Below are 13,367 nucleotides of genomic sequence, written 5' to 3' on the forward strand. Positions count from 1 at the left end.
AGATGTGTATGAGGGACAGGGCCCCGGTAGACGAGGGCCAGGGGGCGTCCGCCGGGGAAGGGGAGCGGGGGCTGCGCCGAGGTGCTCCGGGCGCCGAAGGCCCGGCGGAGGGAGGCGAGGAAGTCGGAAGCAGGTGGCATGGATGCTCACCGCCAGGGTTGCGTGGTTGTCACCGGGAGTGGCTGGTGTGGCGAGGGGTCAGTTTGGGTGACGGGTGGTCGGCGGGACGGAGGGCCAGGCCCTGGGCGGGGACGCCGCGCCATGCCGTGCCGGGGGTGAGGTACTCGCCCTTCATGACCAAGGAGAGCATCGAACCAGAGGCCTTCGCCGACGACCCCGTCGTACAGCACGACCGTGCGGCTGCCGACGGTGGCGCCTGCCCGGACGGTGACCTTCGACATCTTCATGACCCGGTCCTCAAACAGGTGCGTCTGCAAGCTTACGCCTGGGCCGATCTCCGCCTCGTCGCCGACGCTGCGGAGCAGCCCCCTTACTGCGGCGCCGTCCCGCCCCCAGGCGCTGAGGAGCGGCAGCGGTGGAAGCTGAAGGCGCCCTTGGGGGCCGTCGACCCAGGCCCCGCCCTCCCCGCCGTCGAGGGATTCGAGCGGCAGGACCCACGAACTGACGGTGGTGGCGAAGGATCGCGGTCTCTACGAACTGCTCGCCGTCTACGAGCAGCTGTACTGGGACTTCCCGCACGACTGGGTGCACTCGACGATGTGGGTCTACCTCGAGAACGAGCGCCTGGAGGACCAGGCCCCTATCAACCGGCCGGGCAACACCACCGTCACGCGGTGGATGCGCGCGTGCTACGACTGCTTCGCCCCCACGGTCGGCACGTAAGTCCTGCCCTGCGCGCTCATGAAAGCCAACGGGGGACCTGTGGGCGATCTGCACGATGCAGTGGAACCGGCGTGGACAGCGAGTATCCGCCGGCCCACCCCCTGTGCTCGGCGCTGGTGCGCGGGTTCGTTGCACGCTCCGCCGGTGGAGAGCGTAGGGGTTTGCTTGTACCGCGCTTCGTGCAGAGCCGCGGCTGGGTGCCGGTCTGCGGCGGCGGAGCCATCGGCAGCCGGGCAAGCTGGAAGGCGGAGGTGGTTTCCCATGGCCGGTGAGACGCCGCTGATGGTCGTGGACGGCGGGGGCATGGTCGTGCAGTGGAGCCACCAGGCGGAGGAGTTGTGGGGGCGTCCGGCGGGCGAGGTGGTCGGGCGGCCGGCCACCGACCTGGTCAACCCTGTCCCCACGCCGGGCGGTGGTGACGTGGAGCGCTGCAGGGATCACGGCCTGCGTGATGTTGCAGAGGGCGCCGCCGGCGGTGGCCTGTGGGTGCGGCCGGTGCTGCGGGACGACGGTTCGGTGGCGTGGGGGATCTTCCTCCCACCGTCGGACGGGTTGGTGCCCGGCATCGAGAGCGCGGTGCTCGAGGCGCTGTCCGCTCACATGGCGGGGGCTCTGTTCGTGGTGGACGAGGAGTTGCACGTCGTGTCGGCCAATGCGGCGGCGCAGGCCCTGTCCGGTGCGAGCGCGCCGCAGATGCTAGGACGCCCCCTCACTGATGCGTGGCCCCTTTCGTCCCCCGGCGAACTGGAGCACATCCTGCGCCAGGCCATGGCGGGCGGTACGTCGGCGACGGACCACGTCATGCGGAGGGCCCCGAAGAATGATCCCCAGCAGACGCACGCCGTCTCGGTGCTTCCCCTGCAGGACGCACCGGGGGCGGTGGTGATCGCGTACGACGTGACAGATCAGGAGAAGGCGCGCCGCGGAGTCCAGGCCCTGTATGCCGTCCGGGAGCGGGTGGGACAAACCCTGGATGTAGTGGCCACCTGCCAGGAGTTGGTCCACGCACTGGTCCCCGGGTTCGCCGACATCGCCGTGGTGGAAGTGGTGGACCCTGTGGTGCGTGGAGAAGAACCACCGCTGAGCCCTCTGGGACGGGACGTGCCGCTGCGCCGGGCCGCCTTCGCGAACAGCGGCGGAGATCAGCAGGTCCGGGCGCATCCGGTGGGAGACGTTCGCGCGCTGCCGTTCTCGACCCCTTACGCGCAGGCGCTTGCCGACCTCAAGCCCCGCGCGATCGCCCTGCGCCCCGACACGCCCTGGCTGGCGGCCGATCCGGCGCGGGCCGAAGCGATCCGCGCATCCGGCGCACGCGCCCTGCTCGTCACACCGCTGACGCTGCGCGGAAAAGTGCTCGGGCTGCTGAGTCTCTACCGCACCCAGCGATCCGACTGGTTCGACGACAAGGAACTCGCCCTCACCCTGGAACTGGCCACACACACCGCCCTGAGCATCGACAACGCCCGCCGCTACACCCGCGAGCACACCATCGCAGCGACACTGCAGCGCCATCTGCTGCCCCCGGCTCCTCCGTCGCAGACCGCAATCGAGACCGCCGACCTGTACGTGGCCGATGACCGGGGCGCGGGTGGCTGGTCCAACACCTGCGCCCTGCCCGGCGCCCGCACGGCCCTGGTCGTCGGGGACGTCGCCGGCCACGGCGTCCACACCGCCGTCACCATGGGACAACTGCGCACCGCCATGCAGTCGCTCGCCGCACTGGACCTGGAACCCGACGAGTTCCTCGCCCGGCTCGACGACACCATGACACGTCTCGCGGACGAGCGGAGGGCGCTGCCACACGGTGACCCCCTGCGCAGTCAGCCCCTCAGCGCGACGTGCCTGTGCGCGCTCTACGACCCGTTCACTCATACGTGCACCATCGCCTCCGCCGGACACCCGCCGCCCGTCGTCGTCGGCCCCGGTTCCAGCACCCGAGTGGTCGAGCTGGCTGCCGGTGGTGCCCTCGGCGGCGGAGGAGGGCCCCCGTACGCCACCACCGCCGTTACTTTGGCCGATGGAGACGTCCTCGCCCTCTACACGGCCTCGCTGCTGGAGGCGGCACGGCCTGAGTGCGGCGAAAGCGGCACGCTGCCGCTCCAACGGTTGCTCGCCGACACCGACCGGCCCCTGCAGGACCTGTGCGACGACATCCTCTACCGGCTCCGGCTCGATGCTCTTCCCGGCGACGCCATCCTTCTCCTCGCCCGCACTCACCCCTTCCCCGCCGACTGCGTCGCCACCTGGCTGCTGGACGAAGAGCCCACCGCCCCTGCCGTCGCGCGGCGCCACGCCCGGCGCCAACTCGTCGGCTGGGGCGTGGACGAGGATGCTGCCTACGACACGCAGGAACTCGTCAGCGAGCTGGTCACCAACGCCCTGCGGTACGGCGCGCCGCCCGTACACCTGCGCCTCATCAACGATCGGAAGCTCACCTGCGAGGTCCACGACGCCGGCACCTCCGCCCCGCGGCTGCGCCACGCACGAACGATCGACGAAGGCGGCCGCGGCCTGTTCATCTGCGCGCAGCTCGCACAGAACTGGGGTATCCGCTACACCAACGACGGGAAGACGGTGTGGACCGAGCAGGCCCTCCCCTCACAGCGCCCATAGAGCCCCTTCGACGAGGAGTCGTGCAGAGAAGCCACGGTGACGCCGACTGCGACCTCAAGGTGCCGCCAAGCTCCCCGCAGGCATGCCGCAGACAGGACAGCGGCACAACGCCGTCCCGCAGCACCGGCCTCATCACCAGCCAAACCCAGGAGCACGTAGCTGCAGCTAGGTGCGTTCGATTGCGAGCACCGCTGCGTCGTCGCCCAGCCGGCCCCCGACATAGTCGATCAAGTCGGCACGCAGGCTGTGGACCAGCGCATGCGGACCGTGCCCGGTCCAGGCGCCGACCCGATCGGTGAGCGGGTAGAAAGCACCAGCCGCGTCGCGCGCTTCCGTGACACCGTCGGTGTAGAGCAGCAGCAGATCGCCGGCCTCGAAGCTGAAGGTGTGTTCTTCGAAGCTGGGCTCGGCGAGATCGCTCAGCCCGAGCGGCGACGAGGGCCCAGGGTCCAGCTGGGTGACCCGGCCGTCGTGGAGCAGCAGTGGCGGCAGGTGGCCGGAATTGATCATCCGCACGGTGGAGTCGTGGTCGGGGATGTCGACGACCAGGGCGGTGATGAAGCACTCTCCGGCCTGCTCGGGCTCGGTGGGCTCGGCCAGGTTCCAGCAGACACTCGCCTCCAGGTAGCTCATCAACTCGCAGAGCGTGGCCTTGCGGTGGCCGGCTTCGCGGAATGCGCCCAGCAGCAGCGCGGCGTCTCCGATCGCGGTCACGCCCTTGCCCATCGCGTCACCGATGATCAGCCGGGTGCCCGCCTCGGTGCGCACGACCGCGTAGAGGTCGCCGCCGATCAGCGCCTGGTCCTCGGCGGCCAGATAGAAGGAGGCGACCCGCAGGGGGCCGACCCTGCGCGGCAGCGGGCGCAGCACAGCCTGTTGCGCGGCCGTCGAGACCCTCCGCACCTGCGCCAGCTCGCCGCTGTGTCGCTCCCGCAGGTAACGGAAAACAGTGACGATGGTCGAGATCACGACCACTGCGATGATCTGCGACTGAAGATTCTGCGTTTCAAGCACACCGCGGAACACCCCGACACACACCATGGCCACCACAGTCAGCACACCCACCAAGCCGGTGAGCACCGGGCCGGCGAACGACGCGGTCAGAGCGGGGGCGACGATGAGCAGGGGACCGAGATGCACGTCCGCCGGCGAGAGGACATCGGTCACTATGATCGCGGTGATCAATCCGAGGGGAATAGCCAGCAAGGCGTGCCCCCGTCGCCACGCTCGGCGAAAGGTCACAACGCGCCGCCAGAAGGCCACGCCTCCTTCGTACACCCTCCGCCTCTCCCGCGCGCGGCCGTCGGCCCTTGGGCCTCATGTGCTCCGTCATCGGCGGCAGTGCCACGCCACCGCACAGCGGCACCGGCGGCAGCAGTAGGAACTCATCCAGCGCGTTCGCGACGAGGGGTCCGTGAAGTGGGCCGAGGGCGTCGTGATTGGGCGCGTCGCTCCTACTACTCCTGATCACGTGGCCACGCGTCGGAGGAGACGAGCGAGGGAACCCCGCCCCTCCTGCATGTCCGTACGCTGGGAGATCGATGGGCTGCGGATGCGTGGGCATTCCCATAGGCAGGGCGAGAGCGGACTTTCTTGGCCGCCTCAGCGCGAGCGTTCCGGACCGTCGCGCCGAGGCCGACGGTGACCTCATCCTGCCGTCCCTCGTGGGAGTGCTGGTAGATCGATGCTCCTCAGTCTTTGGGGAAGATGGAGTCGCCGGTTACGGTCCGGGTGGAGCCGTTCTTGAGGGTGATGTCGACCTTGTCGGCGCTGCCGGATGGTTCGGCGGACGGCCACCAGGCGGTGAACCGGTTGTTCTGGATGGTGGCCTCGATGGTGCGGCCGCCGTCGTGCAGGGTCACGGCCCTGACATCGGATCCCACCGAGCCCTCCATGTAGTTGAGGCCGGTGCTCCCTTCCCCGTGACCGCCGGCCGAGTCCACCTCGACCGCGTTGCCGGCGAGCTTCTTGACTGGGTCGATCACCTCGGCCATGCCGTGGCCGGCCTTGTCGGTGAGGCAGTAGGAGGTGGTCTTCCCGTCGGTGACGACCACAGAGGTGATCGAGCCGCGCACGTCCAGGTTGGCGTATGAGACAGGCTTGCCCGAGTAGTCGCTGCTCAGCGCCTTCACACACCACTTCTCGGCGGCGGTGGCCTCCGGTGAGGTGGCCGACGGACGACTCGGGGTGCCGGTCCAACTGGCGAGTTCCGCCGCGGGCAGGGGACCCGAGCCGGACGCGCTGTGCGGGGCCTGGGCGACGACGGCCACGGCCGCGGTCGCGGTGACGGCGCCTGCTGCCACCCAGAGCCACGGGCGACGACGGCCGGGCGGAGCGGTCGGCTGCGATACGGACGTGGCACTGCTCATCACGGTGCGCAACAGATGTTCCTTACGGTTGCTTTCGGCTTCGGTTAGTTCGCGGACGGGAGCAGCGTCCAGAGCGGCCAGCAACCGGGGGAGGTTCTTCTCGTGATCGTTCACGTCTCTTCCTTCAGTGCGCCGGAGCCGGAGCGGGGGTGGTCCGACCTGTCGGGCCGAAAAGCTTCGCCAGGCGGCGTTTGGAGCGGGACAGCCGCATCGTGTAGGCCGCGCGTGAGCAGCCGAGCACGGTGGCGGCGTCCCGGTCCGCGAGGCCCTCCCACACATGGAGCGCCAGTACTTCCTGGTCGACGGCCGACAGCTGCCGCCAGGCGGCTACCAGGTCCATCCGGTCCTCGGCCTGGGCCAGACCGTCGTAGCTGTCCTCGCCGCGGTTCTCCATGACACGCACCGCGACAGCCGTCTGGCGGCGCTGCCCGCGGTGGGCGTTGAGCATCGCGTTACGCGCGGTACCGAAGAGCCACGGACGTGGGTCCTCCGGCAGCTCGTGGCGGCGACGCCACGCGGCGAGGAACGTCTCACCGACGATGTCGTCCACGTTCATGGGGTGAGCACGCCGGCGGACGAAACGCAGTACGTCCTCGTAATGAGCGCGGTAGGCATCGGTGAACTCGTCCTCGCTGTCGATGGCCATGGCTTCCTCTCGCTGCTTCCGCCCCTACGTGTCCACCACCCGTGAAGGTGCAACGCGAGAGTTCGAAGAAATGTGGGCCGGCCCTTGGTAGCTCGGGCAACGCCGCCGCGACTTCGAGCTGAGTCGAAGCTCTACACCCCGGCAAGGTTACGACCGCCACTTCCATCGGCGTGCAGGGGTGATCCACCTTGGACCCGCACGTCGTGATCGTCTTGCCGACGTCCTGGAGGACGACAAAGCTTGCCATGAAGGCTGTGCGGACGCGTTCGGGAAGAGGAGGGAACGCGGATCAGCCGATGAACGATCAAAGGGAGAGGGAGTCATGACGACACAGAGTTCTGCGGGGTCGACGACTCCGGCGGACGCGACTCCGAAGGTGGCGAGGCAGCCCGACGGATATGGCAAGCGCGTCGGGAAGGTGGCGGAGATCACCGTTGTCTTCGATGCCAAGCCGGGCGGAGCGGAGAGATTCCGCCAGAACGCCGCCAAGATCCAGGAAGATGCTTTTCGCTACGAGAAGCTCGTCGGCACGGTCCACGACTTCCGTGTCACGTTCATCAACAATGACACACAGGTCGTAGGCGCGGTCACGTATGACGGCGACTTCAAGCCGTACATGGCTGACATCTTCGCCAACGCCGGAGAATGGTTCGACGAGATGTTCGAGGGTGTCGTCGAGGGCTACCCCGGGGCGAGCGATCCTGGCATCGTCGACTGGTTGGCGACGAAGATCGCGGAGGCCGACATGTGGTACGCCTCCAACCCGAGCATGACCGTCGAGGACACCGCCAAGGCTCAGAAGGTCACGCAGGCGTTCAACGCGCTGCTGGACACCGCGTCCACCTAGTAGTCGTCTTGCGTCCAGGTGCTGTAGCCGTGGCGGTGCCTGGGCACCACCAGGCGGCCCGGAAACGGCGCGCGGTCGTCCGCCGGACCCCGTCAGCGGAGGTCGCAGCACCATGTCCGACCATCTTTCCGGCACCCGCGCCGTGGCCGATCCGGCCATAGACCTGACCGACCTCTACGCCTTTCCCAGCCCCTCCCGGCCCGGTCGGCTCGTTCTCGTCCTCAACGCCTTCCCCAGCGCCCGGCCCGGAGCCCTGTTCTCGGACGCCGCCAGTTATCGATTTCGCGTCCGTCCGGTGTCCGTGCCCATGGGAAATTCCGGAGCTCTCTTCGATGTCAGCACCGACGAATTCGCGCTCACGTGCACTTTTTCGGCTCCGGCCGCACCGGATGAGGACGGGCGGTCGGCACAGCGGGGCACATGCGTGCTGCCGAGCGGGGCATCGGTGTCGTTCCTGGTGAACGACGAGCAGGGCGGCGAGGGCGACGATGTGCGCTGCTACGCGGGGCTGCGGCTGGATCCTTTCTTCATGGACGTGGCCAAGGAGGTGGAGACGCGGGCGGGCGGGCGGCTCGCCTTTGTGCCGCAGGGCACCAACCTGCTGGAGGGCAACGACGTCCTGACCATCGTGGCGGAACTCGATGCCGCCAGGGTGTTCGGGCCGGCCGCGGGCAGCGTCTTCGCCGTCGCGGCGGAGACCGTCACGCTCGGGCCGTATCCCGTGCGGCTGGAACGCCTGGGCCGCCCCGAGGTCAAGAACATCCTCATGTCGGAGAATGGGGTCGACAGCGCCAACAAGATCGTGGACCTGCGCGATCTCTACAACGAGGAAGACCCCTTCCGGCTGGGTCCGACCTACCTGGACGCCTATCGCTCACGGCTCAACGCCAACCTGGGCTTCTTCGACGGTCTCGACGGCAAGCTGGACTGGACGACACAGCCGGACGGGACGCATCCGCTGACGGAACTGTTTCTCGCGGATTTCCTGGTAGTGGATGCTGCCAAGCCGTACGCCGAGGACAGCTTCTTCGAGATCGAGCGGGCCCTGCTGGAAGGCCGGGAGTACACGTCCTGCGGTGGCCGGTCGCTCAACGACGACGTCATCGACACGCTCTACACACTGATCGTCAACGCGGGACACGGCCCGCGCGTGAGCGACGGCGTCGACGGCACCGTTCCGGCGCTGCGCGACTTCCCGTACCTGGCACCGGCCAACCCGTACCCGCCCGAGCAGGCGGCCACCATCCCGAAGGCCCCGGCGAACACATGAGCGGCGTCACCGCAGCTGCTCCTGCCGGAGGCGGCCTCGCGTGCGGACCGCTCACGACGGCCGGTGTCATCGCCATGGGCAACCTGGACGCACGGATCGAAGGTCTGGCGGCGCAGGCGGTGCCGGGAAAGCTCACCGCTTACGGCTGGGGTGAGCTGGTGGAGCTGACCGCCCTGCGTGGGCACGTAGGGGGCCGCATTGACGAGGCCGAGCGCGCGGCAGCGCTGGCCGACATGTTCGTGGACCGGGCGCCACGCGATCCTCGCCCGCTCCTCGCGCGCGCCCAAGTGGCGGCCCAGTTCCACCGGTTCGCGTCGGCGCTGGAAGATCTGGAGGCGGCGGCCGTTCTGGGACTCGACCGGCGCACCGTCGACGAGGAGCGGGCAGCGGTCTGCCAGGCGGTCGGGCGGTACGACGAGGCGCTCGCGCTGTGTCAGCGGGCGTTGTCGAGACGGCGGGACTTCGCGACCCTCGCTGCCATGGCCCGCTGCCACGCCGAGAACGGCGGTGCGGCGCACGAGGCAGATGAGGCAGCCGAGGCCGAGACGTGGTTCCTGGCGGCGAGACGCGCGTATCACGGGGTCAGTCCCTTTCCACTGGCGATCCTCGAATTTCAGTGCGGGCGGATGTGGCTGGTGCGGGGCGGTCCGGCGAGGGCGCGGATCTGGCTGGAGTCGGCCGTCGCCCGCCTGCCGTCCTATGTTCCGGCTCTGGGGCACCTCGCTGAGGCCGACGCCGTCGAGGGGAGGAGGGCCGCGGCGGTGGAGCGGCTGCGGCGACTGGTCCTCGTCAGCGACGACCCTGTGTACGCGACCGGGCTCGCCCGCCTCCTGGGCGGGTGCGGGGCGTCGGCGGAGGCTTGGTTCTGGCGAGCGCACGCCGCCGCGCGCTACGAGGAGCTGATGGCGCGCCACCCCGAGGCGTACGTTGATCACGCGGCCGAGTTCTGGCTGACCGTCGGCGGCGATCCTCAGCGGGCGCTTCGGCTGTCGCTCCAGAACCTCGCGCATCGACCCACTCCACGTGCCCGGGCGCTCGTCGATCGCGCGAGATGCCGTGTCGGACAGCGCCAATAGTGCCTGTTATTGGTACAAATCGCCCAACGCTCGACCGAGGGGACGAGATGACGACGGTTGAAGGCCCGCCTCTGCAACTCGACGACATTCAGGGCATCGTGCTGCGTACCCGTCCGTCCCCGTATGTCGGCACCTACATCCTGCTGCGGGTGGACGACCCCGGCGCCGGCCGTGAGCTGATGGGACGCCTGGCCGGACTGGTCGATTCCGCCGCCAACTGGTGGCAGCCGCCCCTGCCGGCGCTTCTCAACGTCGCGGTGACGTACCGGGGGCTCGAAGTGCTCCAGGTGCCGCAGGCCTCTCTGAACAGCTTCCCGGAGGAGTTCCGGCAGGGCATGGCGGCACGGGCGGAGTTCCTGGGCGACACCGGCGAGAGCGCGCCCGCGCACTGGGAGCCGCCCTTCGGCACCGGCCAGGTGCACATCGTGCTGTCTCTCATCGCTGCCGACCAGGAGTCCCTGGCGGTCGTACTCGAACGGGCGCGGCAGGCGCGCACGCAGCTTCCCGGCGTTCAAGTGGTGTACCGGCAAGATCTGTATCAACTGGCCTCGGGACGGACCAGCTTCGGCTACAAGGACGGCATCAGCAACCCCGCGGTGCAAGGCAGCGGCGCTGCGTACCCCCCGGGTGGCGGCCCCACCCTCAAGGCGGGCGAGTTCGTACTGGGCTATCCCGACGAGACCGGAAACCTGCCGCCGATGCCGCAACCGGCCGCGCTGGGCCGTAACGGCACCTTCGTGGTCTGGCGGAAGCTGCACACGCGCGTCGCCGCCTTCCGGCGGTACCTGCGTGACAACGCCAAAAGCCCGGAAGAGGAGTCGCTGCTCGCCGCAAAGATCGTGGGGCGCTGGCCGAGTGGTGCCCCCTTGATCCTGGCGCCCGAGTCCGATGATCCGGACCTGGGTGCGGACGAGCAGCGCAACAACAACTTCGACTACGCGTCCGATCCGCGTGGGACGGTCTGCCCGCACGGTGCCCACGCCAGGCGCGCCAACCCGCGGGACTCGGAGATCATCGGGGACGTCGACCTACACCGGCTGATTCGGCGGAGCACCAGCTACGGGCCGCCGCTGCCCGCCGGCACCCTGGACGACGACGGCGCCGACCGCGGCATCGTGTTCATCGCCGTCAACGCACACCTCGACCGCCAGTTCGAGTTCGTGAAGTCGCAATGGTTCAACGACGGCAACTTCACCGGTCTGGACGTGGAGAAGGATCTGCTGACGGGTGACAACGACGGATCGGGCATCTTCACGATCCCGCAGCACCCCGTCCGGCGTCGCCTGCACGGCGTCGAGCGCTTCGTCACCACGCGCGGCGGTGAATACTTCTTCCTGCCGAGCCTCAGCGCACTGCACTGGATGGCCGGCCTCGGCTCCTGAGCCGACGTGACAAGCCCAGTGGGATCAGGGGTCTGGTTGGAAGTTGCTGCCCTTGACATTCACCAACCCCGCCACGTGCCCGCCAGGACTTCCCCGGCCCTGGTGGACTGGACGCGCCGCGAGGTGAAGCTCGGTCCGTGCTGCCGCCCGAGCGGGTGCTGACGGGTGGCCTCGCGTACGAGCAGAAGCCCGACGGGTACCGGGCGGTCCTCTTTGCCCGGCCCCACCACGACTACCTGCAGTCCCGCAACGGCGCGGACCTCACCTCCGCCTTCCCCGACCTGGCCGCCGCCACGCTGGCCCTTGACCGCTCTCTCGTCCTGGACGGCGAACTCGTCGTCGTCCACGGCGGCCGGTTGCACTTCGGCGCGCTGCAGACGCGGGCGCGTCGCCGCGGTCGTGGAGCCAGGCAGGCCGCTGTCGAGCAGCTGGCCCACCTGATCGTGTTCGACGTCCTGGAGGCCGACGGCGCGACCTTCTCGACCTCGTCGGGGCCGGCGTCCAGCAACTTGGTCTGGACGGCGATCAGCTGCGCGAGCCGAGCGCGGAACGCCCGCCGCAACCGGTCCAGGGTGCCCGCCGGGGCCTGCGGCAGCACGAAGCGTGTGAGGGCACTGCACGCGAACGCCACACAGATGACCCCGTACAGCGCGGGCAGCGCGGAGACGGTCGCGCGCGCGAACAGGGAGAGGAAGTAGACCTCAAAGCCGATCAGGCCGAGCGCCGTGCCGCGGTCACCGAACCGGCGGCCGTAGACCGCGCCGAAGATCAGGACGACGAAGAACAGGTCCCCTGCCACGACCCGTTGGTTCAGCAGCGCGCCCAGCGACACCGAGGCCAGCGCCACCGGCAGGCCCAGCGCGAGCGTGACGGCCTGCTGGGAGCGCTGCTTCTCCCGGACGGCGAAGGTCGACAACACCGCCGCCACGCCGGCAACCAGCTGGGGCACCGACACCCGCAGGGCGGCAAGGACGGCCAGGGTGAGCGCGATCGCGATGACCGTGCGCAGTCCCGCGCTGAGCCTGAGCAGCCCGGGATCGGACGCAGCAAGCCGGTCCCACATCCGTACCTGTCCCGGCCGTCCCGCTGTCCTCACACCGCCGCGCTCTCTCCTGTGCCAGAAATCGATCTCCGTCCCAGGATCGCACGACGCCCCGGGCTACTTGCGTGCCCGAGAGCGTTCTCGGACTTGAGCCAGCCGAGGGAGTCGGCACGTGAGCGTGGAACGCGGCGCCGATCGTCGCGTCGCATTCGGGTCTCACATGCCGTCCGGTGAATCGCTGGGCGTCGGGGCGGGCGTGCTCGAGGGCGTCGACGGCTTGGGCGTCGGCGTCCTGGTCGCAGTCGGTCGCGGGCCCGGGGCGTCGATGTACCAGGTGGTCCACAGCACGTCAGCGTTGAGGACCAGGCCGCGGGAGCCGTGCTGGTCCTCCATGCCGTCCCCGTCGCCTGGTGGATGGTGCCGCGCTTGCCGTGGCACATATCCCGGGTGAGCTTGTGCCGGGACTCCTGCACGGTGAGCTGCCGGTTCCTCTGCTTGCGGGTCGTACAGGCTCAGCCCGAAGAAGTCGATGGTGTCGAGATCGACCTCACCCTCTGCTCCCGCTGACCTGAGACACCTCCGCTCCGCCCGGTAGCACTGCCGGGCGGAGCAGAGTCGCGCCGGGCGGGGTGCCAGGCGAGCCCGGGGAAAGGGTGATGCGGTCGGAGTACTCATGCCCTGCGGCGGCGAAGTGGTCGGTCGGCCACGTGTGCGCGGCCTGTTCCTCCCCGGGCAGGTCGCGAAAGTCTCCGTCCAGCAGAGCGCGGCCGACCGGGCCCCGGGCTCCCCATTCGCGGCACTGGTAGAAGGTGATCTCCGCGTACGTGTCGGGGCGAAGCCGAAGGCGGTGAAAGGGTCGGACGGTGTCGGCGGTCAATGGGTGTGGTGTCGGTCATGGGTTCAGCTCCTGCCGTGATTGCGTGCGGTGTAGCGGCAGCGTCAGGGGCGGCGGGGCAAGGCCCACAAGCGCTGGCGCCCAGCCGGGACGTGCCGGACGTGGCCGCGACCGACAGCCCACCGCCCGTGAGGCGGGCCGTCGGCGGGGCGTGACGCGGATCACGCGGACCGGGCGGGTTCCGGGTCCTGGCGTTCGACGGGGTCGACACTCAGCTCGACGGTCTTGCTGGCGGTCTCTGATGGCGGTGTCAGCCGCGTCGAACCGGTTGAAGGCGGACCGGGACCCCAGCACCTGGCTGCCCCCGACTGTGGGCTACCGGTGCACGTCCGTCACCGACTGGGTGGCCGGCCAGACCCGTTGGGGCCTCAGCGTCGACGCCGC

At 69.4% G+C, this 13,367-nt stretch carries 10 protein-coding genes and 3 pseudogenes; 7 read left to right on the plus strand and 6 right to left on the minus strand.

From position 1 onward, the window contains the following. Nucleotides 1–169: 169 nt before the first annotated feature. The gene (locus BZY54_RS52250; protein ID WP_208640675.1) at nt 170–310 is read right to left on the minus strand and encodes a hypothetical protein; all 141 of its coding nucleotides are present in this window, start codon (nt 308–310) and stop codon (nt 170–172) included. Nucleotides 311–627: 317 nt separating this feature from the next. On the opposite strand from BZY54_RS52250, the gene BZY54_RS16450 reads away from it, so the two are divergent. Together BZY54_RS16450 and BZY54_RS16455 are read left to right on the plus strand one after the other, a co-directional pair. Continuing rightward, nucleotides 628–843 carry a hypothetical protein gene (locus BZY54_RS16450; RefSeq protein WP_086725948.1) on the plus strand — a complete coding sequence of 72 codons (216 nt, stop codon included), beginning with the start codon at nt 628–630 and terminating at the stop codon, nt 841–843. A 261-nt stretch (nt 844–1,104) separates the two neighbouring features. Further along, nucleotides 1,105–3,456, plus strand: coding sequence for a SpoIIE family protein phosphatase (locus BZY54_RS16455; RefSeq protein ID WP_244217189.1), 2,352 nt, complete (start codon nt 1,105–1,107; stop codon nt 3,454–3,456). A gap of 165 nt (nt 3,457–3,621) precedes the next feature. Here BZY54_RS16455 and BZY54_RS16460 read toward each other — a convergent pair whose 3' ends face one another. From BZY54_RS16460 to BZY54_RS16470, 3 genes are all read right to left on the minus strand, one after another. After that, nucleotides 3,622–4,641 carry a PP2C family protein-serine/threonine phosphatase gene (locus BZY54_RS16460; protein WP_244217190.1) on the minus strand — a complete coding sequence of 340 codons (1,020 nt, stop codon included), beginning with the start codon at nt 4,639–4,641 and terminating at the stop codon, nt 3,622–3,624. A gap of 506 nt (nt 4,642–5,147) precedes the next feature. Beyond that, nucleotides 5,148–5,939, minus strand: coding sequence for a hypothetical protein (locus tag BZY54_RS16465; RefSeq protein WP_086725949.1), 792 nt, complete (start codon nt 5,937–5,939; stop codon nt 5,148–5,150). A gap of 10 nt (nt 5,940–5,949) precedes the next feature. After that, nucleotides 5,950–6,471, minus strand: a complete 522-nt coding sequence (locus tag BZY54_RS16470) for an RNA polymerase sigma factor (RefSeq protein WP_086725950.1) — start codon at nt 6,469–6,471, stop codon at nt 5,950–5,952. Nucleotides 6,472–6,793: 322 nt separating this feature from the next. On the opposite strand from BZY54_RS16470, the gene BZY54_RS16475 reads away from it, so the two are divergent. The 5 genes and pseudogenes from BZY54_RS16475 to BZY54_RS53255 all read left to right on the plus strand — a co-directional run. Beyond that, the gene (locus BZY54_RS16475; RefSeq protein ID WP_143668067.1) at nt 6,794–7,318 is read left to right on the plus strand and encodes a hypothetical protein; all 525 of its coding nucleotides are present in this window, start codon (nt 6,794–6,796) and stop codon (nt 7,316–7,318) included. Between the two features lie 112 nt (nt 7,319–7,430). Continuing rightward, entirely contained in the window at nt 7,431–8,588 is a 1,158-nt protein-coding gene (locus BZY54_RS16480) for a DUF4331 family protein (protein ID WP_086725952.1), read from the plus strand. A gap of 74 nt (nt 8,589–8,662) precedes the next feature. Then, nucleotides 8,663–9,664, plus strand: a complete 1,002-nt coding sequence (locus BZY54_RS16485) for a tetratricopeptide repeat protein (RefSeq protein ID WP_244217191.1) — start codon at nt 8,663–8,665, stop codon at nt 9,662–9,664. A 47-nt stretch (nt 9,665–9,711) separates the two neighbouring features. Further along, nucleotides 9,712–11,046, plus strand: a complete 1,335-nt coding sequence (locus BZY54_RS16490; protein WP_086725954.1) for a Dyp-type peroxidase — start codon at nt 9,712–9,714, stop codon at nt 11,044–11,046. A 155-nt stretch (nt 11,047–11,201) separates the two neighbouring features. After that, a pseudogene (locus tag BZY54_RS53255) lies at nt 11,202–11,465 on the plus strand (ATP-dependent DNA ligase); the annotation flags it as partial. 56 nt (nt 11,466–11,521) lie between these two features. On the opposite strand, the pseudogene BZY54_RS53260 reads toward BZY54_RS53255, so the two are convergent. Both BZY54_RS53260 and BZY54_RS53265 read right to left on the minus strand, forming a co-directional pair. Next, nucleotides 11,522–12,109: pseudogene (locus BZY54_RS53260) on the minus strand (FUSC family protein); the annotation flags it as partial. Nucleotides 12,110–12,406: 297 nt separating this feature from the next. After that, nucleotides 12,407–12,594: pseudogene (locus BZY54_RS53265) on the minus strand (Tn3 family transposase); the annotation flags it as partial. Between the last annotated feature and the right edge of the window lie 773 nt (nt 12,595–13,367).

The organism is Streptomyces carpinensis (assembly GCF_002154505.1).
GTDB lineage: Bacteria > Actinomycetota > Actinomycetes > Streptomycetales > Streptomycetaceae > Streptomyces > Streptomyces carpinensis.

What these genes read in the sequence shown, in the direction of transcription:
- BZY54_RS16485 (WP_244217191.1), top strand. Translation starts at nt 8,663, where the DNA reads ATGGGCAACCTGGACGCACGGATCGAAGGTCTGGCGGCGCAGGCGGTG.
- BZY54_RS16470 (WP_086725950.1), bottom strand. Translation starts at nt 6,471, where the DNA reads ATGGCCATCGACAGCGAGGACGAGTTCACCGATGCCTACCGCGCTCAT.
- BZY54_RS16490 (WP_086725954.1), top strand. Translation starts at nt 9,712, where the DNA reads ATGACGACGGTTGAAGGCCCGCCTCTGCAACTCGACGACATTCAGGGC.
- BZY54_RS16475 (WP_143668067.1), top strand. Translation starts at nt 6,794, where the DNA reads ATGACGACACAGAGTTCTGCGGGGTCGACGACTCCGGCGGACGCGACT.
- BZY54_RS16455 (WP_244217189.1), top strand. Translation starts at nt 1,105, where the DNA reads ATGGCCGGTGAGACGCCGCTGATGGTCGTGGACGGCGGGGGCATGGTC.
- BZY54_RS16480 (WP_086725952.1), top strand. Translation starts at nt 7,431, where the DNA reads ATGTCCGACCATCTTTCCGGCACCCGCGCCGTGGCCGATCCGGCCATA.
- BZY54_RS52250 (WP_208640675.1), bottom strand. Translation starts at nt 310, where the DNA reads ATGCTCTCCTTGGTCATGAAGGGCGAGTACCTCACCCCCGGCACGGCA.